Source organism: Streptomyces sp. NPDC046985 (assembly GCF_040644415.1).
Taxonomy (GTDB): Bacteria; Actinomycetota; Actinomycetes; order Streptomycetales; family Streptomycetaceae; genus Streptomyces.
Window position 1 is genome coordinate 361,037 of sequence record NZ_JBEYWK010000002.1, and the last position, 22,833, is coordinate 383,869.

Below are 22,833 nucleotides of genomic sequence, written 5' to 3' on the forward strand. Positions count from 1 at the left end.
CACTCCTTCACCCTGCCGCGCCAGCCGCCAGCCGCCAGCCGCCAGCGGCCGACCGCCAGCCGCCGACCGCGAGCCGTCAGCCGTCGGGCTACGGCACCACCAGGATCTTCCGGCCCACGCCCGCCGCGAACTGGTCCAGCGCGCGCGGGTACTCCTCCAGCGGCAGCCGGTCGCTGATGAAGACCTCGGGGTCCAGCACGCCGTTCGCGAACAGCTCCGCCGCCCGCTCGTAGCTGTGCAGCACCGCCATCGACCCGGTGATGGTGATCTCCTGGTTGTAGATGCGGTACGGGTCGATCGTCACGCGGGTCGCGTAGTCGGCCACGCCGAACTGAAGGAACGTTCCCGCCTTGGCCACCCGCTCCAGGCCGTCCTGGATCGCCGCGCCGTTGCCTGTGGCGTCGATCACGAGGTCCCAGCCCTGCGGCCGGTCCAGCTCGTCGGCGTTCACGGCGGCCGCCGACACGCCCAGCTTGCGCGCGGTCTCCAGGCGGGCCGGGTTCAGGTCGACCACGTCGACGCTCGCCGCGCCGGTGCGCTTGGCCAGCTCCAGCATCATCAGGCCCATGGTGCCCGAGCCGTAGACGAGGACGTGCGCGCCGAGACGGGACTGGAGCACGTCGTAGCCGCGCACCGCGCAGGACAGCGGCTCCACCAGGGCCGCGTCCTGGGTGCGCACGTGCTCGGGCAGCTTCACGCAGTTGGCGACCGGCGCCACGGCGTACTGGGCCGCGCCGCCCGCCGTGGTCACGCCGATCGCGGCCCAGCGCTCGCAGAGGTTGTTGTGGCCGTTCCGGCAGTGCCGGCACTCGTAGCAGTACAGGGAGGGGTCCACCGCCACCTGGTCGCCGACCGTCGCCTCGGTGACCTGGGCGCCGACGGCGACCACCTCGCCCGCGAACTCGTGCCCCGGTGTGATCGGCAGCTCGGGCGCGAACTCGCCCTGGAGGATGTGCAGGTCGGTGCCGCACAGACCGCAGGCGGCGACCTCCACGACGACGTCACGCGGTCCGGGCGTCGGGTCCGGGACCTCGGTGACGACGGCGCGGCCCACGGCCTCGATGACGGCGGCCTTCATTTCACGGCTCCCAACGACAGGCCCTGGACGAGTTTGTCCTGGGCGGCGAACCCCGCGGCGAGCACCGGCAGGGAGACGACGAGCGACGCGGCGCACACCTTGGCCAGGAACAGGCCCTGACTGGTGATGAAGCCGGTCAGGAACACGGGGGCGGTCTCGGCGACCACACCCGTGAGCACCCGGGCGAACAGCAGTTCGTTCCAACTGAAGATGAAGCAGATCAGGGCCGTCGCGGCGATCCCCGGCAGGGCGATGGGCGCGACCACCCGGGCCAGGATCGTGGGCAGGCGCGCGCCGTCGACCCGGGCGGCCTCGATCACCGCGACCGGCACCTCGGCGAGGAAGGACTGCATCATCCACACCGCGATCGGCAGGTTCATGGAGGTGTAGAGCACGACCAGGAGCCAGATGTCGTCCAGCATCCCGGCGTTCTTGGCGAAGAGGTAGATCGGCAGCAGGCCCGCCACCGCCGGCAGCATCTTGGTGGACAGGAAGAAGAACAGCACGTCCGTCCACTTGCGCACCGGCCGGATGGACAGCGCGTACGCCGCCGGAAGCGCCAGCAGCAGGACGAGCGCCGTCGAGACGGTCGACGCCACCGTGGAGTTGACCAGCGCCGGCCAGGGGCTGGCGCCGCCGCCGACGCCGAAGAAGTCGCGGTACCCGTCCAGGGTGAGCGAGGCGGCCAGGGACGGCGGGTTGGTCGCCGCGTCCGCCTCCGAGTGGAACGAGGTCAGCGCCATCCAGGCGATGGGCAGGAAGAAGACGACGCCGGCCAGCCAGGCCACCAGGCCCAGGCCCGCTCCCCGCCTGCGCGGGGCTCGTACGGTCGTGGCGCTCGCTGCGCTCGCGGCACTCATGCGCCGGACACCTCCTCGCGGAACAGGGACGACACCACGCGCAGGGCGAAGGTGGCGATGACGATGGAGCCGATGACCACCAGGACGCCCGCCGCCGAGGCGAGGCCGTTCTCGTGGGCCTGGTAGAAGCTCTGGTAGACGGTGTAGGGGAGGTTGGCGGTGCCCAGTCCGCCGGAGGTGAGGGTGAACACCGCGTCGAAGTTCTGCACGATGTAAATGGAGCCGAGCAGAGCGCCCAGTTCCAGGTAGCGGCGCAGGTGCGGCAGCGTGAGGTGGACGAAGACCTGCCAGTCGCTCGCCCCGTCCACCCGGGCGGCCTCGATCTGCTGCTGGTCCCGGCTCTGGAGCCCGGCCAGCAGGATCAGCATCATGAAGGGCGTCCACTGCCACACCAGGGAGGCTTCGACCGCCAGGAGCGGGGTGTGGGAGATCCAGTCCGGCTGCGGCCCGCCCACGAGGTGCAGCAGGCCGTTGATCAGACCGTACTCCGGGTTGTACAGGACGTGCTTCCACAGCAGGGCGGCGGCGACCGGGACCACCAGGAACGGGGCGATCAGCAGCGTGCGCACCGCGCCCCGGCCGGGGAAGCGGCGGTCCAGCAGCAGCGCGAGCGCCAGCCCCAGGACCAGGCTGACCAGCACCACGGCCACGGTCAGGAGCACGGTCGTCCACACCGATTGGCGCAGGTCGGCGTCGGTGAGCACCTGCCGGTAGTTGTCGATTCCGGCGAAGCGGCGGGCCTTGGGGTAGAGGGCGTTCCAGTCGAAGAGGGAGATCACCAGCGTGGCCACGAACGGGAGCTGGGTCACGGCGATCATGAAGACGAGGGCGGGCAGCAGCGGGGCGCGGGTGGCCCAGGCGCGCAGCCGGGCCGAGGGCGGGCGGGCGCCTCGCGCGGCGGCGGAGGCCAGGGGGGCCGTGGTCGTGGCGGTCATCGTCCCTCGTACTCCTTGGAGATCTTCGAGGCGAGGTGCTGGGACTTCTTCAGGGCCGCGTCGACGGACTGGCGTCCGGCGATGGCCGCGCTGATCTCCTGGGAGACCTTGGTGCCGAGGTCGGTGAACTCGGGGATGCCGACGAACTGGATGCCGGGCGCGGGCCGCGGCTGCACGCCGGGGTCGTTCGGCCGGGCGCTCTCGATGGCGCGCCTCGTCGTCTCCTGGAAGGCGGCGGCCTCCTCGCGGTAGGCGGGGTCGGCGTACGTGGAGGCGCGTTTGCCGGCCGGCACGTCCGACCAGCCCACCTGCTCGCCGACCAGGTGCTCGTACTCCTTGCTCGACGCCCAGGAGACGAACTTCCACGCCTTGTCGGGGTTGCGGGACGTCTGCTGGATGCCCCAGGCCCAGGTGTAGAGCCAGCCGGAGGAGGCCGTGCGGTCCACGGGCGCGGGGGCGTAGCCGATCTTGCCGCGGACGGGGGAGCCCTTGGCCTCCAGCAGGCCGGCCGCGGACGTGGCGTCGTACCACATGGCGACCTTGCTCTGGGTCATGTCGTTCAGGCACTCGGCGAAACCGGACTGGGCGGCGCCGGACTCGCCGTGGCGGCGGACCAGGTCGACATAGAACTTCGTCGCCTTCTCGAACTCCGGGGAGTCCAGGCGCGCCGTCCAGTCCTTGTCGAACCAGGTGCCGCCGAAGGTGTTCACCACAGTGGTCAGCGGCGCCATCAGCTCGCCCCAGCCGGGCAGTCCGCGCAGGCAGACGCCCTTCATCCCGGGCCGGGCGCCGTCCGCCCTCGCGGCGAGGTCGGCGACCTGCTGCCAGGTGGGGCGGGCGGGCATCGTCAGGCCCTTCGCGGCGAACACGTCCTTGCGGTACATCAGGAAGGACGACTCGCCGTAGAAGGGCTCGCCGTAGAGCTTTCCGTCGTCGCCGGTGAGCGACTGGCGCATCGGCGCCAGCACGTCCCGCTGGTCGAAGGACGGGTCCTTGGCGACGTAGGAGTCCACCGGGTGCAGCCAGCCGTTGCGGGCGTAGATCGGTATCTCGTAGTTGGAGAGCGTCGCGACGTCGTACTGGCCCGCCTGGTTGGCGAAGTCCTGGCTGATCTTGTCGCGGACGTCGTTCTCCGGCAGCACGGTGAAGTTCACCTTGATGCCGGTCTCTTTGGTGAAGTGCGCGGCGGTGAGTTTCTGCAACGTCACCATCTGCGGGTTGTTGACCATCAGGACGTTGACGGCGTCGCCGCCGGACCCCGCTCCGCCGGCGCCGACCCAGCAGCCGGAGAGCAGCGGGGCGAGCAGCGTCCCTACGGCGGTCAAGGCGAGCTTCGCTCGCGGCGGCCTCCGTCGGCTCTGGGTTCGCATGGATCGCTCCTGGACGTAGGAAAAGGGGAGGTGATGACGGGATGGGCGAGGGGACAGCGAGGTGGGGAACTGAGGGGCGCGGACGGTGCGGACACGGACACAGGCGGACACGAATGGACGCGCATACAGACGCGAACGGACAAAGAGGGACAGGGGCGAGATCTACGGGGGTGAGGCGCGCCGCCGGTTCAGACCCGCACGACCTGCGGTCCCAGCAGGGCGTAACGGTGGGCCTCGGCGGCGGGGAGCAGGGTGCTGGTCACGATCGCCTCCAACGTGCCGACCTCGGCGAACCGGCAGAAGCTGACCGCGCCGAACTTCGTGTGCGCCCCCGCGAAGACGGTGCGCCGCGCGGCGCGCATCGCCTGGGCCTTGACCTCGCTGACCGCAGGGTCGGGCGTGGTCAGGCCGTGTTCGCGGGAGATGCCGTTGGCGCCGATGTAGGCGAGGTCGAGGACGAACCCGGCGAGCATCTTCGTCGTCCAGTGGTCCACGGTGGCCAGGGTGCCCGCCCGGACCCGGCCGCCGAGCAGCAGCACCGAGACGCTCTCCGCCTCGGCGAGGGCGCCCGCGACCGGCAGCGAGGCGGTGACCACGGTCAGCGGCCGGTCCCTTGACAGCGACTCGGCGATGAGCTGCGGGGTGAAGCCCTCGTCGACGAAGACCGTCTCGGCGTCCCCGAGCAGGTCGGCCGCCGCGGCGGCGATCCGGCGCTTCTCGGGCACGTGGCTGGTGGCCCGGAAGGCGAGCGTCGTCTCGAAGCCGGCGCTCTCCACCGGATAGGCCCCGCCGTGGGTGCGGCGGACCAGGCCGTGGTCCTCCAGGGCGCGCAGGTCCCGGCGCACGGTCTCCTTGGCGACGCCCAGCGCGACGGCGAGTGCGGTGACGTCCACCTGGCCGTCGCCGCGGGCGACCCGCACGATCTCCCGCTGCCGTTCCTCCGCCGTGCGCACGCCCATGACCGGCACCTGCCTCCCTGAAGGTCGCCCGTTCGGGCCCGGTGGGGCCCTGGGGGAAAGTTCTACAGCGGGTGCGCGGTGCTGACCAGGTCTGTTAAGGGTCCGATAATGCCCGGGTGTGCCCGTTCGCCCGGGGCGGCGCCCGGCGCGGACCTGCGCGGCCGCGCCGGAGGGGGTGGGATCGGGCGCCGCCGCTGCCCGAACACGCCCGCCCGCGCGCCCGTTCCGCGCCCGACCGCCGCCCGGACCGGTCTCAGTACGGCCAGAGCGGCGGGTCGGTCACGAACGAGCCGCCCAGGCGGGCCTGGGCCTCGTCGGTCGGGTCCGGCTCGCCGTGTGCGGCGAGCAGGGCGGGGGCGTAGACCTCGGCGTCGTCCTGGGGCTCGTAGCCGAGCGCCCGCGCGCTCGTCAGGTCCCACCACAGGCGGGTGTTGGCGGACGAGCCGTAGACGACGGTGTGGCCGACGCGCTCGGCGGTCAGGGCCGCGTGGAAGAGGCGGGCGCAGTCGGCGGGGCTCAGCCACAGCGAGAGCATCCGCACGTCGACCGGCGCCGGACAGCAGGAGCCGATGCGCACCGAGACGGTCTCCAGCCCGTGCCGGTCCCAGTAGAGCTGGGCCAGATCCTCACCGAAGCACTTCGACAGGCCGTAGAAGGTGTCGGGGCGGTGCGGGGCGCCGACCGGGATGAGCGGGGCGCCGTCCCGGGGGACGGGGGTGTGTCCGACCGCGTGGTTGGAGGAGGCGAAGACGATCCGGCGGACGCCCTCCTCGCGCGCCGCCTCGTAGAGGTGGAAGGCGCCCGCGATGTTGGCCGCGAGGATCTTCTCGAACGGGGCCTCCAGGGCGATGCCCGCCAGATGGATCACCGCGTCCACGCCCCGGACCGCCTCGCGCAGGGCCGCGCGGTCCGCGAGATCCGCGGTGATCGCGTCCGGCTCGCCCTCGACGGGCCGCATGTCCAGCAGGCGCAGCGTGTGTCCGTACCCGGGCAGCAGGTCGCGCAGCATGGCGCCGACGCCGCCGGCCGCGCCGGTGAGCAGAACGGTGCGGGGAGCGGGCATCCTCGGTCTCCTTGCCTCGGGCGGCGGTCGCGCCGTGAACGCCCTGGCCGCGGGCCGCGGTCGCACTCGTGGTCGTCGTTCACATGAGGGGAAGCCCCGACACGCTAGGGATCACCGGCGTACTACGTCAACCGCATGGCCCGGCCGCGTCACGGGGGACGGCCCGGCGCCGTCGTCCGGCACCCTTGACCGGCGGCGAAGCGGCCCCTAGCGTGGGCGAGTTCACACATGTGGACAGCGATCAGAGACGTGAGTGCCTGCCCCTGGGAGAGCCCGTGCCGTCCGCCCCCCTCGCCGATCGCCTCAGCGCCCCGAGCGGGCCGCTGTTCTTCCCCGTCACCCCCTTCGCGCCCGGCGGCGGCCTCGCCCTCGACGTCTACGGCGCCCATGTGGGCGGCGGCGTCGAAGCGGGCGCCGCGGCCGTCTTCGCCTGCTGCGGCACGGGGGAGTTCCCGGCGCTCACCCCCGAGGAGTTCGAGGCGTGCGTCCGGGCGGCCGTCCGGGCGGCCGCCGGGCGCGTACCGGTCGTGGCGGGCGCCGGATACGGCACCGCCCTCGCCGTGCGCTACGCCCGGATCGCGGAGGCCGCCGGCGCGGACGGCCTGCTCGTGCTGCCGCCGTACCTCGTCGCGGCCGGCCAGCGGGGGCTGCTGCTCCACTACCGCGAGGTGGCCGGCGCGACCTCGCTGCCCGTGATCGTCTACCAGCGCGACAACGCCGTCCTCACCCCGGCCACGGCCGTCGAACTGGCCCGCGCCGACGGGATCGTCGGCCTCAAGGACGGCGTGGGCGACCTCGACCTCATGCAGCGGATCGTCAGCGCCGTGCGCGCCGAGTCGCCCGGCGGCCTCCTGTACTTCAACGGCCTGCCCACCGCCGAGCTGACCCAGCTCGCGTACCGCGGCGTCGGCGTGCCGCTCTACTCCTCCGCCGTGTTCTGCTTCGCCCCCGAGATCGCCCTCGCCTTCCACCGGGCGCTGCGCGAGGGCGACGACGCCGCCGCGCACCGGCTCCTGGACGGCTTCTACCGCCCGTTCGGCGAACTGCGCGCCCAAGGCGCGGGATACGCCGTCTCCCTGGTCAAGGCCGGGGTGCGGCTGCGCGGACTGGACGTGGGGGAGGTGCGCCCGCCGCTGCACGAGCCGGCCGGGGAGCACCTGGAGCGGCTCGCCCGGCTCATCGAGCACGGCGTCGCCCTGCTGGAGCGGGACGGCGGCCCGGCGTGAAGGCGGCGGCGTTCCTCTACCCCTGGGACGTGAACGGCGACCCGGAGGCGCCGGGCCGCGTCGCCGCGCTCGGGGTGCGCCAGGCGACCCTCGCCTCCGCCTACCACTCCACCCGCGCCCTGACGCCGCGCCACCCGCGCCACCGCGTGGTCACCGCCTGGCACTCCGCGGTGCTCTACCCGCCGGGCGCCCACTGGGAGGGCCGCGCCCTGCGGCCCCGCCCGGCCGGGGACTGGGCGCCCGGAGACGCCTGGGGCGAGGCCGCCGCGGCCCTGGCCGGCGCCGGACTCGACGTGCACTCCTGGGTGGTGCTGGCGCACAACTCCGGCCTGGGCGCCGACCGTCCGGACGCCTGCGTGGTCAACGCCTACGGCGACCGCTACCCGTGGGCGCCCTGCGTCGCCCAGCCCGCCACCCGCGCCTACCTGGCCGCCCTGGCCGCCGAGGCGGCCGTACGGCCCGGCGCGAGCGGAACCGAACTGGAGTCCCTCGGCTGGTACGGGCTCGCCCATCTGCACGCCCACGACAAGATCGCCGGAGTCGCCCTCGCGGACGCCGGGCACTATCTGATGTCCCTGTGCTTCTGCCCCGCCTGCGAGGCGGGCTACGGCGCGCGCGGAGCGGACCCCCGCGAGCTGGCCGCCGCCGTGCGCGCCGCCCTGGCGCCGGTGTGGCGCGGAGCGCCCTCGGGCGGCGGCTGGGCCGGAGTGCGGCGGCTGCTCGGCGGCGACCGAGCCGCCCGCACGCGCGCCTGGCGCGACGAGACGGCCCGCACGCTCCAGGAGACGGTGGTCGCGGCCGTGCGCGCGGCGGCGCCCGCGGGCTTCCGGGTGCTGCTGCACGCCGACCCCGTCTCCTACCACTGCGGCGCCGACGCCGGAGTGGATCCCGCGCACATCCTGTCCGTCGCGGACGGCGTGGTGGTGCCCTGCACGGGCGGCGCGGGCCTGCTCGCCCCGTTCGCGGAGCAGGGCCGCGCGGACGCCGTGCTGGCCGCCAACCTCACCGTCGTCTCCGGCCTCGGCGGCCGTCCGCACGCGCTGGCCCGAGACGCCGCCCTCGCCCGGGACCTCGGCGCCGCCGAACTGCGCCTCTACCACGCCGGTCTGGCCTCCGACGAGGATCTCGCCGCGGTGCGCGCGGCCCTCGCGCACCTCTGAGCTGGGGCGCCGGCGCTGTGGCCGGAGGGGTTCGCCGGAAGCCGCCGGAAGCCGCCAGACGCCGGAAGCCGCCGGACGCCGGAAGCCGCCGGAAGCCGCCGGGCAGACGGGACTCTCGCAACACGCCCTAGCTCTGCATGGAGTCCTTGGCGGCCTGGACGATCAGGTCCTCGACCTCCTGGGGATGGGAGACGGGGGCGACGTGCGACGAGTCGATCTCCACCGTCTTGCGGGCGTGCGCCCGCTTCGCCTCGAACCGCTCCAGGCCGGGGTCGATGGACCGGTCCTGCCGGCTGACCAGCGCGTAGACGGGCTTGTCGTGCCACGCGACCTTAGTGAGCTTGTCCGTGAACGCGTTCAGGGCGAGGGGGCGCTGACTGGCCGCCAGCACGTCGGTCTTCTGCACGGGCAGATCCTGGGCGAAGGCCCGGTGCACCTTGTCGGCCCGGACGTACACGTCCGTTCCGCTCGTGCCGTCGCCGTTGCGGAAGGGCACCTTCTTGAGCGCCTTCGTCAGCTCGGCCGGCGGGAACTTCGCGGTGAGGGTGGTGAACGACTCCCCGACGTCCGGCATCAGCGCGTTGATGTACACCAGCGCCTTGACCTGGGCGTTCCCGACGGCGGCCTGGGAGATGACCTCGCCGCCGTAGGAGTGGCCGGCCAGGATGACAGGCCCCTTGACGCTCTTGAGCAGGCTCGCGAGGTAGGTCGAGTCCTGGGGGATGCCGCGCAGCGGGTTGGCCGCCGCGATGACCTTGTAGCCGTTCCTCTGGAGCCGCTCCACCACACCGCTCCAACTGGACGCGTCGGTGAAGGCGCCGTGCACGAGCACCACGGTCGGCAGCTTGGGGTCGGGGTCGCCCCCCGGACCGTCGGCCTGGGCGGCCACCGCCGCCAGCGCGGAGACGGTCGCGGACGCGGCTAGAACGGCCGCACCCCAGCGAGAGGCGCGGAAGCGGCGCTGTGACGTGCCGGATATGCGCATGGCACTCCTTCGAGTGAAGGGCGTCGGGCGACCGGGTGAGGGCCGCCGTGCGACGCCGGGGATCCCAGCCTTGAACGCGCCCCTCACGTTCGCCCTCACGGGCGGGGCAATCGGGTGAACCGCGCCGCGGCCGCGGGGCGGGCGCGAGGACGTGGCGGCGCGGTCTCGCGCCCACGTGTATCGATCGGATAACGCCGTACCCGCCGCGGCCGCAATGCGCGTAGACAGTCCGTGACCTGGCGCACCCGCCACCCATCAGATCCGGAGATCCCATGCGGAAGTCCCTCAGAGCGGCCGCCGCGGCCGCCGCCTGCGCCGTCGCCGCCGGCGCGCTCTACGGCGCCGGCGCCGCCACCGCCGGCCAGTCCACGGCCGATTCCACGCACGAGCCCTACAACATCGGGCTGCTGACCAAGGACATCGACGCCTACTACGGCGCCGCGCTGGACGCCGACGGCGTCTACCAGGCGTCCCGGTACAGCCCGTACGCCCAGGATCTCGCGCACATCGACGCCGCCGCCAAGCGATACATCGACAAGGTGGCCGACCGGACGCACCACGGCAGGCGCGGGGACAGGAAGCCCGCGGTCGTCTTCGACGTCGACGACACGCTGCTGCTGAGCCTGGACTACGAGAAGAAGAACAACTTCGGCTATGACAGCGCCACTTGGGCGGCCTACGTCAACAAGGCCGACCGCCCGGAGGTCTTCGGCAGCCCCGCGCTCGTGCGGTACGCCGCGAAGAAGGGCCTCGCGGTCTTCTACAACTCCGGTCTGAGCGAGGCGCAGCGCACCGCCGCCGTGCAGAACCTCAAGAAGGTCGGCGCCGACGTGAACCTCGACGCCGGGCACATGTTCCTCAAGGACACCGCCAACCCGCCCGCCTACCTGAGCGCTTGCGCGGCGCCGGGCGCCTGGAAGTGCACCACGGTCCAGTACAAGTCCGGCACCCGCAAGCACATCGAGTCCCTCGGGTACGACATCGTCGCGAACTTCGGCGACCAGTACTCCGACCTGGACGGCGGCTACGCCGACCGCGCCTACAAGCTGCCGAACCCGACGTACTTCGTCAACTAGGACGAGGACCGGACCGGTCGGGGGGCGGGCGCGGCGCGGCGGCGCCGGGCCCGCCCCCGCGCGGTCCGCGGGCCCCGGCCCGGCGGCGCACGGCGGTGTCCGGCCGAGCGAGCGCCGTGTATCAGTCCCGCAGGATCAGGACCATCTCGTCGATCTCCTCGCCGCGCGCCTCGGCGTACCCGCGGACCGACTCCGCCTGCTCGAAGCCGCACTTGCCCAGCACCCGCAGCGAGCCCGCGTTGTCCGCCGCGGCCCGCGCGTACAGCGGACGCTCGGGCGCCTCGGCCAGCAGGGCGCGCAGCGCCGCGGTGGCGACGCCCCGCCCCCACAGGGAGCGGTCCACCCAGTAGGTGACCTCGCGCTCGCCCGGCTCGCCGTACACCGCGGCGCTGCCGGCCACGTCGCCGTCGGCCAGGATCGTGCGCAGCACGACGGGGGAGTCGCGCAGCTTCGCCCAGTGCGCGTCGAAGGCGGCGCGGTCGGCGGGGTCCCTCGGGACGAAGGCGGCCATCCACAGCGACGCGGGGTCGTTGAGGTGCCGGAAGAACACCGGCAGGTCGCTGTCGTGCACAGCGCGCAGCGTCACATGCGTCATTTCAGAGCCTCCGGGCGGCAAGCGTCAGCCGGTCGCGGGCGTCGAAGAGGGCGTCCCGCACCGTATGCTCGTGCGCGGGCGTCAGACGCGCCACCGGGATGGAGCAACTGATCGCGTCCCGGGCCGGGTCGCGGTACGGGATCGCCACCCCGAAGCAGCGCAGCCCCAGGGTGTTCTCCTCGCGGTCCACGGCGAAGCCCTGCTCGCGGATCCGGCGCAGCTCGGCGATCAGCTTCTCGCGGTCGGTGACGGTGTGCTCGGTCAGCGCGGGCAGCGTCTCGGGCAGCAGCGCGCGCACCTGCTCGTCGGTGCGGGTGCTCAGCAGCGCCTTGCCGAGCGAGGTGGTGTGGGCGGGCAGCCGGCGGCCGACCCGGGCGAAGGGGCGCAGGTAGTGCTGCGACTGACGGGTGGCCAGGTAGACGACGTCGGCGCCGTCCAGCCGGGCGAGGTGGATCGTCTCGGTGGTGTCGTCGGCGAGGCGGTCCAGGGTCGGGCGGGCCGCCGCCGCCATCTCGTCGCCGTCCAGGTAGGAGGCGCCGACGAGCAGGGCGCGCACGCCGATGCCGTACCGCGTGCCCGTCGCGTCGGTCTCCACCCAGCCCCGCTCGACCAGCGTGCGCAGCAGCATGTAGAGGCTGGACTTGGGGTAGCCGACGGCCTCCTGGACCTCGGCCAGCGCGTGCATGCCGGGCCGGCTCGCGAAGTACTCCAGCAACTCCACGGTCCGCACCGCGGACTTGACCGGCGCCCCGCCGCCCGCGTCGTCTGCCGGCATCGCCCTCAACCCCTCCGTGGGACGAGAAGTGCGCACGTACGCACAGAGGTTACGCGGGTGCGCGAGGAGATATAGTCTCCGGCAGCGCATTCATCACCAGAGACAGCGTTCAGTATATCGAACGGCTCGGTGGGCGACCCACCGGTCCGCGCGGTCCGCGTACAGCGGCAGGACAGGTCCGGTCAGGACATCGGGAGGGACCCGCGGTGGCAGCAGAACCCGTCTGGAGCGTCGACCCCCGCACCGGGAGGCAGCGGGCCCAGGTCGCGACCGAGGCCACGGCCCGGGAGGTCGACGAGGCCGTCCGCGCCGCGCACCGCACGCGCGGCGCGCTGGCCGACCGCGCCGTCCGGGCCGCCTTCCTGCGCGCCGCCGCCGACCGGCTGGAGGCGGACCGGGACCGGCTCGTCGAGACCGCCGACGCCGAGAGCGCGCTCGGGCCGCCCCGGCTGACCGGCGAACTGGCCCGGACCTGCTACCAGTTGAGGGCCTTCGCGGACGTCGTCGACGAGGGCGCCTTCCTCGACGTGGTCATCGACCACCCCGACGACAGCGCCGTCCCGCCCGTCCCGGACCTGCGCCGCTACAAGGTCCCGCTCGGCGTCGTCGCCGTCTACTCCGCCTCCAACTTCCCCTTCGCCTTCTCCGTCGCGGGCGGCGACACCGCGAGCGCGCTGGCCGCCGGCTGCCCGGTCGTCGTCAAGGCCCACCCCGACCACCCGGAGCTGTCCGAACGGGTCGCCGGGGCGGTGCGCCGGGCCGCCGCCGACCACGGCGTCCCCGAGGGGGTGCTCGGTCTCGTGCACGGCTTCGCGGCGGGCGTCGAGCTGGTCGAACACCCGCTGGTCGCCGCCGCCGGCTTCACCGGCTCGGTGCGCGGCGGCCGGGCCCTGTTCGACGCGGCGGCGGCCCGCCCGGCGCCGATCCCCTTCCACGGCGAACTGGGCTCGCTGAACCCGGTGGTGGTGACCGAGGAGGCGGCGCGCGAGCGCGGGGAGGCGATCGGCGCCGGCCTGGCCGGGTCCATGACCCTGGGCGCCGGGCAGTTCTGCGTCAAGCCGGGCCTGGTGCTCGTCCCGTCCGGTCCGGCGGGCGACGGCCTGGTCGACGCCCTCGCGGACGCCGTCGGCGCCGCCGCCCCCGGCGTCCTGCTCGACCTCCGGATGCGCGACGCCTTCCTCGCCGGGGCGGCCGAGCGCGCCGCGCTGCCGGACGTGGAGTCGCCGCTGGCCCCCGGCGCGGGCGAGGAGCGCGCGGTGCGCGCGGGCTTCCTGACCGTCCCGGCGAAGCGGCTGACCGGCGAGGGCGCGCACGATCTGCTCCTGGAGGAGTGCTTCGGGCCGGTCACGGTGGTGGCCCGCTACACCGGCGAGGACGAGGTCACGGCGGTGCTGTCCCGGCTGCCGGGCAACCTCACCGCGACCGCGCACCTGTCCGAGGGAGAGGCGGCGGGCGAGGGCGGCGGCGCCGCGCTCCTGGCCGCGCTGACCCCGCTCGCCGGACGCGTGGTCGTCGACGGCTGGCCGACCGGCGTCGCGGTGGCCCCGGCCCAGCACCACGGCGGCCCCTACCCGGCCACCACCTCGACGTCCACCTCGGTGGGCGGCACGGCGATCGAACGGTGGATGCGGCCGGTGGCGTACCAGAACGCCCCCGAGGCCCTGCTGCCGCCCGAACTGCGCGACGACAACCCGCTGGGCCTGCCCCGCCGCTACGACGGCCGCCTCGAACGCTGACCGGCGACGGGGCCCTCGCCCGGCCCCGGAGGCGGCATCCCGGAGCCCGGCTACGACGCACCCGGCCCCAGGGAGTGGCATCCCGGGTTCCGGCCACTACGTACCCTGGCCCTAGAGGCGGCATCCAAGGGCCCGGCTACGGCGCACCCCGCCCCCGCAGGCGGCGTCCCGGTCCCGCCTAGGACCCACCCCGCCCCCGCCGGTCGGTGAAGCACAGCAGCCATGTCACCGCCAGCAGCGCCGCGCCGATCCCCAGGCACCGTCGCATCCCCGCTGCGAAGTCGCCTGCGACCAGCGTCCCGAAGACGGCGATCCCCAGTCCGGCCGCCGTCTGCCGGGCCGCGTTCAGCACCCCGGCCGCCAGTCCCGCCCGCTCGGCGGGCACGGCGTCCATCATCGCGGCGGTCAGCGGCGGCACCGTCAGCGCGCAGCCCAGCGCCAGCGGCACGAGCAGCACGGCCACCACAGGCGGCGGCGTCCCCGCGCCGACGCACAGCAGCAGGCACAGGCCGGCCACCGCCAGCGGCTGGCCCACCAGCATCGGCAGCCGGGGGCCGTAGCGGCCCGCGAGCTTGCCGGCCACCACGTTCGTCACCGCGATCAGCCCCGTCATCGGCAGGAACGCCAGCCCGGCGGCCAGCGCGCCAAGGCCCTGCACCTGCTGGAAGAAGAGCGAGAAGACGAACACCATGCTGTAGAAGGCCACGCTGACCGCCGCGCCGGTCGCCACCGAGGCGACCACCGTCCGGTCGCGGAACAGACCGAGCGGGACCACGGGATGCGCGCTGCGCGCCTCGATCCGGAGGAAGGCGGCGCACGCGACGACGGCCGCCGCGAAGGCGGCCCGGCCCGCCGCGCCGCCCTCGATCACCGCGAACGTCAGGGCGGTCAGGCCGAGCACCGCGGCCGCCTGGCCGGGCAGGTCCAGCGGCGCGGGGCGGCCCTGCGACCGCGGGGCCCGCACCAGCAGCGCCAGGATCACCGCTCCCACCGGCACGTTGACGAAGAAGATCGCGCGCCAGTCCAGGGCCGAGATGAGCAGACCGCCCGCCACCGGCCCGAGCGCCACCGCGGCCGAACCGCCCGCCGCCCAGGCGGCCACCGACCGGGACCGCCGCGCGGGATCCGGATACGCCTGCCGCACCAGGGCCAGCGAGGCGGGCAGCACGACCGCCGCCGCCACGCCCTGCACCGCACGGGCGCAGATCAGCGCGGGCAGTCCGGGCGCCAGGGCGCAGGCCACCGAGGAGAGGGTGAACACCGCGGCGCCGAGCGCGTAGGCGCGGCTCGCCCCGACCCGGTCCGAGAAGGCCCCGGTGGACAGCATCAGCGCGGCGAACGGCAGCGTGTAGGCGTCCACCGCCCATTGCAGGCCGGACATCCCGGCCCCGAGGTCGGCGCCGATCGCGGGCAGCGCCACGTTCACCACGGACGTGTCCAGGGTGATCAACGCGAAGCCGAGGAGGGCGGCGGCGAGCGTGAGCGCGGGCGAGGGGGCGGCGGCCCCGTTCGGTCTCCGCGGTCTCAACCGGGCTCTCAGGGCAGTGGGTTGAGTGCTGCTCAGAGTCTGGTTCGTCGTCATACGGCCATGCTGCGGATCTCCGCCGTCGTACAGTAGTGGCCCGAATGCCATGCGTCCGGAGGTTCTGGCCATGCCCCTGTCCCCGCACCGCGTCGCCGTCATCGCCCCCTCGCCCGTGTCGATGTTCAACCTGGCCATCCCCGAGATGCTGTTCGGAAAGGTCGAGACCGACGGCGGGCCGGGCTACGAGGTGCTGGTCTGCGCGGCCGAACCGGGCCCGGTGCCCACCAGCGGCGGCCTCGACCTCCATGTGCGGCACGGTCTGGAGGCCGTGCGGGAGGCGGACACGGTGATCGTCGCGGGCACCGGCGAGCCCTACGACCCCGAACCCCGGATCGTGGCCGCCGTCCGCGAGGCGGCCGCCGCAGGCAAGCGCATCGCCGCCCTGTGCACCGGCGCCTTCCAACTCGCCGAGGCGGGGCTGCTGCACGGCCGCCGGGCCACCACGTACTGGGCCCACGCCGAGGAGATGCGCAGGCGCTACCCGCAGGTCGACCTCCGGGGCGACGTGCTCTACGTCCAGGACGGCCCGTACGTCACGTCCTCCGGCTACGCGGCCGGCATCGACCTGTGCCTGCACCTCGTGCGCACCGACTACGGCGCCGCCGTCGCCAACGAGGTCGCCCGCCGGGCCCTGGTCGCCCCGGTCCGGCCCGGCGGACAGACCCAGTTCGCGCACACCCCGCTGCCGCCCGAGCGCGGCGCCGTCTGCGCCGACACCCGCGGCTGGGCCATGCGCAACCTCGACAAGCCCCTCACGCTCACCGACCTGGCGCGGCACGCGGGCGTCAGCGTGCGCACCCTCACCCGCCGCTTCCACGCCGAGAGCGGGGTCAGCCCCTTGCAGTGGCTGCTCCACCAGCGCGTGGAACGGGCCAGAGAGCTGCTGGAGACCACCGCCCTGCCCATGGACCAGGTGGCCCGCGCCTGCGGGCTCGGCACCGCCGACTCGCTCCGCGCCCACGTGGTGCGCGGCACCGGGCTGACGCCGAGCGCGTACCGCAGCCAGTTCAGCCGGCTCCCGGCCGCCGTCGCACGGCCCGACTCCCGCGCGGCGTGACCGGGGACGGGTCTGGCCGCGGACCGGTTCGGCCGCCGGTCCGGTCTGGTCCGGCGGCGGTCCGGTCTGGCCGCGGTCCGGCCCGGCCGCGGCCCGGCGGCGGTCCGGTCTGGACGCGGTCTGGCGGCGGTCCGGCCCGGCGGCGGTCCGTCGTACGCGGCGGGCGCATCCGGCCGCGGGGAATGAACCACGCTTATTGAAGGTTCACGTACCCGGCGGAGGGCGCCTGTCCTCCCCGTCCGGTACGAGTGGAAGAGAACCGAGAGCATGCGCGTCGAGATCTGGTCGGACATCGCCTGTCCCTGGTGCTACGTGGGAAAGGCGCGCTTCGAGAAGGCGCTGGCGGGTTTCGCGCACCGTGACGCGGTCGAGGTGGTGCACCGCTCCTTCGAGCTGGACCCGAACCGGGCCGAGGACGACGTCGAGCCCGTGCTCACCCTGCTCACCCGCAGGTACGGGATGAGCCAGGAGCAGGCGGAGGCGGGCGAGGACCGGCTCGGCGCGCAGGCCGCCGCCGAGGGCCTGGACTACCGCGCCCGCGGCCGCGACCACGGCAGCACCTTCGCCATGCACCGGCTGCTGCACTTCGCCAAGGAGCAGGGCCGCCAGAGCGAGCTGCTGGACGCGCTGTACCGGGCGAACTTCGCCGAGGACCGGTCGGTGTACGCCGAGGGCGCCGAGCGCCTGGTGGAACTGGCCGCCGCGGCGGGCCTGGACGCCGGGGCCGCCCGCGCGGTGCTCGCCGACCCGGACGCCTACGCCGACGCGGTGCGCGCCGACGAACGCGAGGCCGCCGAGCTGGGCGCCACCGGCGTGCCGTTCTTCGTCCTCGACCGCGCCTACGGCGTCTCCGGCGCCCAGCCCGTCGAGGTCTTCGCCCAGGCGCTGGAGCAGGCGTGGGGGGAGCGCGCCCCGCTGCTGCGGCCGGTCGGCCAGGACGAGGCCCAGGCCTGCGGCCCGGACGGCTGCGCCGTGCCGCAGAACTGAGCGGCGCGCCGAACGCGCGGCTCAGCGTGAGGGGGCGCGCCTCGGCGCGCACGAGTCGGCCGTCCGCGCCGGGCGCGGACTCAGGACGCGAGCCACCGGGCGCCGGACGACGCGCGCCGCGCGTCCAGGCGTGTGTGATGGACTTCGGTGGCGCCGGGCCGCACAGTGGGCCCCATGGAGACCTTCGAGACTCTCGTCCGCGCCGAGTTCGCTCCGAAGAACACCTACCTGAACACCGCGTCCTTCGGGCTGCTGCCCGCGCGTGCCGTGGCGGCGCTGCGCACCGCGGTCGAGGCGGCCGCGGCAGGGCAGCCCACCGACATGTCCGCCGACGTGGAGGCGGCCCGCGCCTGCTTCGCCCGGCTGCTGCGGGTCCCGGACCGCCGGGTCGCGGCGGGCGGCTCGGTCGCCGTCTACAGCGGCCTGATCGCCGCCTCGCTGCCCGCAGGCGCCGAAGTCGTCACCGCGGAGTGCGACTTCAGCTCCGTGGTGAACCCCTTCCACGTCCGCGGCGACCTGAAGGTGCGCAGCGTGCCGCTGGAGCGGATGGCCGAGGCGGTGCGCCCCGGCACGGCCCTGGTCGCGGTCAGCGCCGCGCAGTCGGCGGACGGCCGCGTCGCCGACCTGGACGCCGTCGGGGCGGCGGCCCGCGCGCACGGGGCGCGCACCTACGTCGACGCCTCGCAGGCGGCCGGCTGGCTGGACCTCGGCGCGGGCGACCACGACTACCTCTCCGCCGTCGCCTTCAAGTGGCTGCTGTGCCCGCGGGGCATGGCCTTCCTCGTCGTCCCGGAGGACCTCGGCGGCCTCACCCCGCTGTTCGCCGGCTGGGTGGCCGGGGAGCGGCCCTGGGAGAGCACGTACGGCCCGGTCGCGGAACTCGCCCGCAGCGCACGCCGGTTCGACGAAAGCCCGGCGCTCTTCTCCTACGCGGGCGGTCGCCGCTCGCTGGAACTCGTCGAGGAACTGGGCGTGGACGCCGTCCGCGCGCACGACGTCGCCCTCGCCGACCGGTTCCGCGCCGGACTGCTCTCGCTGGGCCACGAGCCTCTGCCCGCTCCCGGCTCACCGATCGTGTCCGTGCCCGGACTGGACGACAGGCAGGCCGAGTTGAGCGCCGCGGGCGTCGAGGTGTCCGCCCGCGCGGGCAGTCTGCGGGCCGCCTTCCACCTGTACAACACGGAGGCGGACGCCGACCGGCTGCTGGACGTGCTGGCCGGCTGAGCCCGCCGCCCGGACACCGCACGGCCGGGGCCCCCGCACGCGGACGCGCGCAGGGGCCCCGGCCGTGCGGTCGGCGGGTCACTTCACCGGCGCCTAGAGGTCGGCGACGGCGATCGGGCCGGGCGTGGCCGGTGAGCCCCAGACGACCGGGTCCGGGCGCGGAGCGGTCGCCTCGGCGGCGCCGCGCGTGGGGCAGAGGCCGGTGACGGTGTGCGCGGGGGCGGTCATGGACGCCTCACACCTCCTCGGGCTCGGTGAGCAGCGGGTAGACGCCGTTCTCGTCGTGGTCCTCCCGGCCGGTGACGGGCGGGTTGAACACGCAGAGGCAGCGGAAGTCCTCCTTGACGCGCAGCGTGTGCCGCTCGTGCCCGTTCAGGAGGTACATGGTGCCGGGCGTGATCGTGTACGTCTCGCCGGTCTCGCGGTCGGTCAGCTCGGCCTCGCCCTCGACGCAGACGACGGCCTCGATGTGGTGGGCGTACCACATGGACGTCTCGGTGCCCGCGTAGAGGATCGTCTCGTGCAGGGAGAAGCCGACCTTCTCCTTGGCGAGGACGATGCGCTTGCTCTCCCAGGTGCCGGACGCCGCCTTGACGTGCCGGTCGGTGCCTTCGATCTCCTTGAACGAACGGACGATCACGGTGGTGCGTGCCTCCTCGCGAATCGGTGACGGCGGTGGGGTCGAGGCGCCGGTCAGGCGGTCTCGCGGACCGCGCGGGCCAGGACGCTCATGCCCTCGTCCAGCTCCTCGGGGGTGACGGTCAGGGCCGGCAGCAGCTTAACCACCTCGCTCTCGGGCCCGGAGGTCTCCACGAGCAGACCCAGTTCGAAGGCGCGGCGGGCGATCCGATTGGCGCGGTCCTTGGCGTGGAACTCAAGGCCCCACACCAGGCCCCGGCCCCGGTACTCCCTGACGTCGGCGAGGTTCTCCTCGGTGATGGAGACGAGCCACTGCTCGACCTGCTCGCCGCGGGCGCGGGTCTGCTTCTCCATCGCCGCGCCGTCGGTCCAGTACGCCTCCAGGGCGGCGGTGGCGGTGACGAACGCCGGGTTGTTGCCGCGGAAGGTGCCGTTGTGCTCGCCCGGCTCCCAGACGTCCAGCTCGGGGCGGAACAGGCACAGCGACATCGGCAGTCCGTAGCCGCTGATGGACTTGGACACGGTGACGACGTCCGGCACGATGCCCGCCTCCTCGAAGGAGAAGAAGGCGCCGGTGCGGCCGCAGCCCATCTGGATGTCGTCGACGATGAGCAGCATGTCCTGCCGCTCGCACAGCTCCTTGAGGGCGCGCAGCCACTCGGGCCGTGCGACGTTGACGCCGCCCTCGCCCTGCACCGTCTCCACGATCACGGCGGCCGGCTTGTTCAGGCCGGAGCCCTGGTCCAGCAGCAGCCGCTCGAACCACAGGAAGTCCGGGACCGTGCCGTCGAAGTAGTCGTCGAACGGCATGGGCGTGCCGTGCACCAGCGGGATGCCGGCGCCGGCCCGCTTGAAGGCGTTGCCGGTCACCGCGAGGGAGCCCAGCGACATGCCGTGGAAGGCGTTGGTGAACGACACGACAGCCTCGCGCCCCTTCACCTTCCGCGCCAGCTTCAACGCCGACTCCACGGCGTTGGTGCCGGTCGGGCCCGGGAACATCACCTTGTAGGGCAGATCGCGCGGGCGCAGCAGCAGGTTCTGGAAGGTCTCCAGGAACCGGCGCTTGGCGACCGTGGACATGTCCAGTCCGTGGGTGATGCCGTCGCGTTCCAGATAGTCGATCAGCGCCCTTTTGAGCACGGGGTTGTTGTGGCCGTAGTTGAGCGACCCGGCGCCCGCGAAGAAGTCGAGGTACTCATGGCCGTCCTCGTCGTACAGGCGGCTGCCCTGCGCGCGGTCGAAGACGGTGGGCCAGCCGCGGCAGTAGCTGCGCACCTCGGACTCGACGGTCTCGAAGACGCTCAGGTCGGGCTGGGTGATGGTCACGACGAATCGCTCCTCGGGGTGGGGGAGGGGAGGGAGTGAGGCCGGGGAAAGCCGGAGAGGGCCGGGCGGCGCGGGGGGCGCGGCGCGCTTCGGCATTCGGCTCAGAAGTGGAGGGGGCCGATGCGGTGCAGCACCTCGGGGTCGTGCGGCCCGTCCGGGAAGTGCTCGGTCGCGAACAGCACCTCGCGCTCGACCTCGGCGCCGTGGCGGGCGGCGAAGGAGGCGAACATGCGCTCCGAGGCGGTGTTGCCCGGGGTGACGGTGGTCTCCAGGGCCGTCAGTCCGCTCTCGGCGGCGACGCGGGCGGCCAGCGCGTCCAGCAGCCGGCCGGCCAGGCCGCGGCCGTGCTGGCCGGCGTCCACGGCGACCTGCCACACGAGGAGGGTCTGCGGGCGGTCCGGCCGCACGTATCCGGTCACGAACCCGACGGGCTCGCCGTCGGCGCCGCGCGCCACGACGGAGGTCGCGGCGAAGTCACGGCACCACAGCAGGTAGCTGTAGGAGGAGTTCAGATCCAGCGTTCCCGAGTCCTTGGCCAGCCGCCACAACGCGGCGCCGTCGCCGACTGCGGGACGGTCGATGGTCACGGAATCCAGTTCTTCCGAGAGGTCGGTACGCAGGTCTGCTTGTGCGGCGGTCATGTGGAACGAACTTACCGGGCTGAATTCGAAAATGCATCGCCCGATTCCTTTACGCGAAGGGCGGTCCTGTGTTATCGCGCGAGCGTGCGGTCGCGCGAGTCGGGACGGAATGTACCGTTTTCACAGCGAATCACTGGACAGAAAGAGGAGATCTGTGGAGTGCGCCACAGCGACGTAACCTGTTGGGAACCTCGCGGAATTATGTGACGTAATGCCGTCGGGGCACGGGTTTGCCGCCCGGAAAACAGGGCAGACGCCGTGTGAAAGATATCTGAGCATTAATTCCTGGAATTGTTCTCACTTTCTCGTCCCGGTCATTCGCTCAATATCCGCACCTCGCTTCCCGGCGGCCGCCGGACTGTCCCGGGCCGGGCGGGCTGATCCCGGGGATCGCGCGGGCCGTTCGCCGCCGTCGGTCACCGCACTAGGGTGCGGTACATGAGCGATCAGGCGGTGCTGCACGTGAAGGGGCGGGTGCTCGTCGGCCCGCGGGAGGACCAGGTCCGCGACGAACTGTGGGTGGTCGGGGGCCGGATCGCCTACGAGCGCCCGGCGGGCGCGCGGGACGTGCGGACCGTCGAGGGCTGGGCGCTGCCCGGTCTGGTCGACGCCCACTGCCACGTCGGCCTCGACGCGCACGGCCCGGTCCCCGACGACGTCTCCGAGAAGCAGGCGCTCACCGACCGGGACGCCGGAACCCTGCTCGTCCGCGACGCCGGATCGCCCTCCGACACCCGCTGGATCGACGACCGCGAGGACCTGCCGAAGATCATCCGGGCGGGCCGGCACATCGCCCGCACCCGCCGCTACATCCGCGGCTACGCCCACGAGATCGAGCCCGCGGACCTGGTCGCCTACGTCGCCCGGGAGGCCCGGCGCGGCGACGGATGGGTCAAGCTGGTCGGCGACTGGATCGACCGCGACCTCGGCGACCTGTCGGCCTGCTGGCCGCGCGAGGCCGCCGAGGCGGCCATCGCACAGGCCCACCGGCTGGGCGCCCGCGTCACCGCGCACTGTTTCGCCGAGGACGCGCTGCGCGACCTGGTGGAGGCGGGCATCGACTGCGTCGAGCACGCCACGGGCCTCACCCAGGACCTGATCCCGCTGTTCGCCGAACGCGGCGTCGCGATCGTCCCCACCCTGGTCAACATCGCCACCTTCCCGCGGCTCGCCGCGGGCGGCGAGACCCGTTTCCCGCGCTGGTCGGCGCACATGCGCAGGCTCCACGAGCGTCGCTACGACACCGTGCGCGCCGCCTACGACGCCGGCATCCCCGTCTACGTCGGCACCGACGCCGGAGGCTCGCTCCCGCACGGCCTGGTCGCCGCGGAGGTCGCGGAACTGGTCACGGCCGGCATCCCGCCGCTGGAGGCCCTGTCCGCGACGGCCTGGGCCGCCCGTTCCTGGCTCGGCCGCCCCGGCCTGGACGAGGGCGCCCCGGCCGACCTGGTGGTCTACGAACAGGACCCCCGAGCCGACGTACGCGTCCTCGCGGCCCCACGCCGAGTGATCCTGAACGGCCGGGTCACGAGCTGACGGGACGGGGGGCGTGAAAC

Annotated in this window: 21 protein-coding genes and 1 pseudogene; 8 read left to right on the forward strand and 14 right to left on the reverse strand. The window is 73.7% G+C overall.

Annotation, left to right across the window (positions count from 1 at the left end):
• Positions 1–88: 88 nt before the first annotated feature.
• From ABZ861_RS04185 to ABZ861_RS04210, 6 genes are all read right to left on the reverse strand, one after another.
• On the reverse strand, positions 89–1,078 hold the full coding sequence (locus tag ABZ861_RS04185; RefSeq protein ID WP_361623332.1) for a zinc-dependent alcohol dehydrogenase family protein: 990 nt from the start codon (positions 1,076–1,078) through the stop codon (positions 89–91).
• Complete coding sequence (locus ABZ861_RS04190) at positions 1,075–1,938, reverse strand: carbohydrate ABC transporter permease (RefSeq protein ID WP_361623335.1); 864 nt, start codon at positions 1,936–1,938, stop codon at positions 1,075–1,077. The genes ABZ861_RS04185 and ABZ861_RS04190 overlap by 4 nt, the downstream gene beginning before the upstream one ends.
• The gene (locus ABZ861_RS04195) at positions 1,935–2,873 is read right to left on the reverse strand and encodes a sugar ABC transporter permease (protein ID WP_361623338.1); all 939 of its coding nucleotides are present in this window, start codon (positions 2,871–2,873) and stop codon (positions 1,935–1,937) included. The genes ABZ861_RS04190 and ABZ861_RS04195 overlap by 4 nt, the downstream gene beginning before the upstream one ends.
• The gene (locus tag ABZ861_RS04200; protein WP_361623341.1) at positions 2,870–4,243 is read right to left on the reverse strand and encodes a sugar ABC transporter substrate-binding protein; all 1,374 of its coding nucleotides are present in this window, start codon (positions 4,241–4,243) and stop codon (positions 2,870–2,872) included. Before ABZ861_RS04200 ends, ABZ861_RS04195 begins: the two co-directional genes overlap by 4 nt.
• 188 nt (positions 4,244–4,431) lie before the next feature.
• Positions 4,432–5,202, reverse strand: a complete 771-nt coding sequence (locus ABZ861_RS04205) for a DeoR/GlpR family DNA-binding transcription regulator (RefSeq protein ID WP_361623344.1) — start codon at positions 5,200–5,202, stop codon at positions 4,432–4,434.
• A gap of 253 nt (positions 5,203–5,455) precedes the next feature.
• Complete coding sequence (locus ABZ861_RS04210; RefSeq protein ID WP_361623347.1) at positions 5,456–6,265, reverse strand: NAD(P)-dependent oxidoreductase; 810 nt, start codon at positions 6,263–6,265, stop codon at positions 5,456–5,458.
• 275 nt (positions 6,266–6,540) lie between these two features.
• Here ABZ861_RS04210 and ABZ861_RS04215 point away from each other — a divergent pair, with 275 nt between their 5' ends.
• Both ABZ861_RS04215 and ABZ861_RS04220 read left to right on the forward strand, forming a co-directional pair.
• Positions 6,541–7,491, forward strand: a complete 951-nt coding sequence (locus tag ABZ861_RS04215) for a 5-dehydro-4-deoxyglucarate dehydratase (RefSeq protein WP_361623350.1) — start codon at positions 6,541–6,543, stop codon at positions 7,489–7,491.
• Complete coding sequence (locus ABZ861_RS04220; protein WP_361623353.1) at positions 7,488–8,651, forward strand: hypothetical protein; 1,164 nt, start codon at positions 7,488–7,490, stop codon at positions 8,649–8,651. Before ABZ861_RS04215 ends, ABZ861_RS04220 begins: the two co-directional genes overlap by 4 nt.
• A gap of 127 nt (positions 8,652–8,778) precedes the next feature.
• On the opposite strand, the gene ABZ861_RS04225 is transcribed toward ABZ861_RS04220, so the two are convergent.
• On the reverse strand, positions 8,779–9,636 hold the full coding sequence (locus ABZ861_RS04225; RefSeq protein WP_361623356.1) for an alpha/beta hydrolase: 858 nt from the start codon (positions 9,634–9,636) through the stop codon (positions 8,779–8,781).
• Positions 9,637–9,908: 272 nt separating this feature from the next.
• Between ABZ861_RS04225 and ABZ861_RS04230 the strand changes: the two genes are divergently transcribed.
• Complete coding sequence (locus ABZ861_RS04230; RefSeq protein ID WP_361623359.1) at positions 9,909–10,712, forward strand: HAD family acid phosphatase; 804 nt, start codon at positions 9,909–9,911, stop codon at positions 10,710–10,712.
• 121 nt (positions 10,713–10,833) lie between these two features.
• Here the strand turns inward: ABZ861_RS04230 and ABZ861_RS04235 are convergent, their stop codons facing one another.
• Together ABZ861_RS04235 and ABZ861_RS04240 are read right to left on the reverse strand one after the other, a co-directional pair.
• Positions 10,834–11,307, reverse strand: coding sequence for a GNAT family N-acetyltransferase (locus ABZ861_RS04235; protein ID WP_361623362.1), 474 nt, complete (start codon positions 11,305–11,307; stop codon positions 10,834–10,836).
• A gap of 1 nt (position 11,308) precedes the next feature.
• Positions 11,309–12,082 carry an IclR family transcriptional regulator gene (locus tag ABZ861_RS04240; protein WP_361623365.1) on the reverse strand — a complete coding sequence of 258 codons (774 nt, stop codon included), beginning with the start codon at positions 12,080–12,082 and terminating at the stop codon, positions 11,309–11,311.
• A 206-nt stretch (positions 12,083–12,288) separates the two neighbouring features.
• Between ABZ861_RS04240 and ABZ861_RS04245 the strand changes: the two genes are divergently transcribed.
• The gene (locus ABZ861_RS04245; protein ID WP_361623368.1) at positions 12,289–13,818 is read left to right on the forward strand and encodes an aldehyde dehydrogenase (NADP(+)); all 1,530 of its coding nucleotides are present in this window, start codon (positions 12,289–12,291) and stop codon (positions 13,816–13,818) included.
• A 178-nt stretch (positions 13,819–13,996) separates the two neighbouring features.
• On the opposite strand, the gene ABZ861_RS04250 is transcribed toward ABZ861_RS04245, so the two are convergent.
• On the reverse strand, positions 13,997–15,400 hold the full coding sequence (locus tag ABZ861_RS04250) for an MFS transporter (protein ID WP_361623371.1): 1,404 nt from the start codon (positions 15,398–15,400) through the stop codon (positions 13,997–13,999).
• A gap of 70 nt (positions 15,401–15,470) precedes the next feature.
• On the opposite strand from ABZ861_RS04250, the gene ABZ861_RS04255 reads away from it, so the two are divergent.
• The 3 genes from ABZ861_RS04255 (at position 15,471) to ABZ861_RS04265 (ending at position 18,671) form a co-directional block, all read left to right on the forward strand.
• The gene (locus tag ABZ861_RS04255; RefSeq protein ID WP_361623374.1) at positions 15,471–16,460 is read left to right on the forward strand and encodes a helix-turn-helix domain-containing protein; all 990 of its coding nucleotides are present in this window, start codon (positions 15,471–15,473) and stop codon (positions 16,458–16,460) included.
• Positions 16,461–16,727: 267 nt separating this feature from the next.
• On the forward strand, positions 16,728–17,447 hold the full coding sequence (locus ABZ861_RS04260) for a DsbA family oxidoreductase (RefSeq protein ID WP_361623377.1): 720 nt from the start codon (positions 16,728–16,730) through the stop codon (positions 17,445–17,447).
• A 174-nt stretch (positions 17,448–17,621) separates the two neighbouring features.
• Positions 17,622–18,671 carry an aminotransferase class V-fold PLP-dependent enzyme gene (locus ABZ861_RS04265; RefSeq protein ID WP_361623380.1) on the forward strand — a complete coding sequence of 350 codons (1,050 nt, stop codon included), beginning with the start codon at positions 17,622–17,624 and terminating at the stop codon, positions 18,669–18,671.
• 96 nt (positions 18,672–18,767) lie between these two features.
• Here the strand turns inward: ABZ861_RS04265 and ABZ861_RS04270 are convergent.
• From ABZ861_RS04270 to ectA, 4 genes and pseudogenes are all read right to left on the reverse strand, one after another.
• A pseudogene (locus ABZ861_RS04270) lies at positions 18,768–18,899 on the reverse strand (ectoine hydroxylase); the annotation flags it as partial.
• Between the two features lie 7 nt (positions 18,900–18,906).
• Positions 18,907–19,311, reverse strand: a complete 405-nt coding sequence (locus ABZ861_RS04275) for an ectoine synthase (protein ID WP_361623383.1) — start codon at positions 19,309–19,311, stop codon at positions 18,907–18,909.
• A 53-nt stretch (positions 19,312–19,364) separates the two neighbouring features.
• Positions 19,365–20,636 carry a diaminobutyrate--2-oxoglutarate transaminase gene (gene ectB, locus ABZ861_RS04280; protein WP_361623386.1) on the reverse strand — a complete coding sequence of 424 codons (1,272 nt, stop codon included), beginning with the start codon at positions 20,634–20,636 and terminating at the stop codon, positions 19,365–19,367.
• A gap of 101 nt (positions 20,637–20,737) precedes the next feature.
• On the reverse strand, positions 20,738–21,277 hold the full coding sequence (gene ectA / locus ABZ861_RS04285) for a diaminobutyrate acetyltransferase (protein ID WP_361623389.1): 540 nt from the start codon (positions 21,275–21,277) through the stop codon (positions 20,738–20,740).
• A gap of 438 nt (positions 21,278–21,715) precedes the next feature.
• Between ectA and ABZ861_RS04290 the strand changes: the two genes are divergently transcribed.
• On the forward strand, positions 21,716–22,813 hold the full coding sequence (locus tag ABZ861_RS04290; RefSeq protein ID WP_361623392.1) for an amidohydrolase family protein: 1,098 nt from the start codon (positions 21,716–21,718) through the stop codon (positions 22,811–22,813).
• Positions 22,814–22,833 lie beyond the last annotated feature (20 nt).

What these genes read in the sequence shown, in the direction of transcription:
- ABZ861_RS04250 (WP_361623371.1), bottom strand. Translation starts at nt 15,400, where the DNA reads ATGACGACGAACCAGACTCTGAGCAGCACTCAACCCACTGCCCTGAGA.
- ABZ861_RS04225 (WP_361623356.1), bottom strand. Translation starts at nt 9,636, where the DNA reads ATGCGCATATCCGGCACGTCACAGCGCCGCTTCCGCGCCTCTCGCTGG.
- ABZ861_RS04260 (WP_361623377.1), top strand. Translation starts at nt 16,728, where the DNA reads ATGCGCGTCGAGATCTGGTCGGACATCGCCTGTCCCTGGTGCTACGTG.
- ABZ861_RS04240 (WP_361623365.1), bottom strand. Translation starts at nt 12,082, where the DNA reads ATGCCGGCAGACGACGCGGGCGGCGGGGCGCCGGTCAAGTCCGCGGTG.
- ABZ861_RS04290 (WP_361623392.1), top strand. Translation starts at nt 21,716, where the DNA reads ATGAGCGATCAGGCGGTGCTGCACGTGAAGGGGCGGGTGCTCGTCGGC.
- ABZ861_RS04265 (WP_361623380.1), top strand. Translation starts at nt 17,622, where the DNA reads ATGGAGACCTTCGAGACTCTCGTCCGCGCCGAGTTCGCTCCGAAGAAC.
- ABZ861_RS04195 (WP_361623338.1), bottom strand. Translation starts at nt 2,873, where the DNA reads ATGACCGCCACGACCACGGCCCCCCTGGCCTCCGCCGCCGCGCGAGGC.
- ABZ861_RS04210 (WP_361623347.1), bottom strand. Translation starts at nt 6,265, where the DNA reads ATGCCCGCTCCCCGCACCGTTCTGCTCACCGGCGCGGCCGGCGGCGTC.
- ABZ861_RS04255 (WP_361623374.1), top strand. Translation starts at nt 15,471, where the DNA reads ATGCCCCTGTCCCCGCACCGCGTCGCCGTCATCGCCCCCTCGCCCGTG.
- ABZ861_RS04190 (WP_361623335.1), bottom strand. Translation starts at nt 1,938, where the DNA reads ATGAGTGCCGCGAGCGCAGCGAGCGCCACGACCGTACGAGCCCCGCGC.
- ABZ861_RS04230 (WP_361623359.1), top strand. Translation starts at nt 9,909, where the DNA reads ATGCGGAAGTCCCTCAGAGCGGCCGCCGCGGCCGCCGCCTGCGCCGTC.
- ABZ861_RS04185 (WP_361623332.1), bottom strand. Translation starts at nt 1,078, where the DNA reads ATGAAGGCCGCCGTCATCGAGGCCGTGGGCCGCGCCGTCGTCACCGAG.
- ABZ861_RS04205 (WP_361623344.1), bottom strand. Translation starts at nt 5,202, where the DNA reads ATGGGCGTGCGCACGGCGGAGGAACGGCAGCGGGAGATCGTGCGGGTC.
- ABZ861_RS04200 (WP_361623341.1), bottom strand. Translation starts at nt 4,243, where the DNA reads ATGCGAACCCAGAGCCGACGGAGGCCGCCGCGAGCGAAGCTCGCCTTG.
- ABZ861_RS04235 (WP_361623362.1), bottom strand. Translation starts at nt 11,307, where the DNA reads ATGACGCATGTGACGCTGCGCGCTGTGCACGACAGCGACCTGCCGGTG.
- ectA (WP_361623389.1), bottom strand. Translation starts at nt 21,277, where the DNA reads ATGACCGCCGCACAAGCAGACCTGCGTACCGACCTCTCGGAAGAACTG.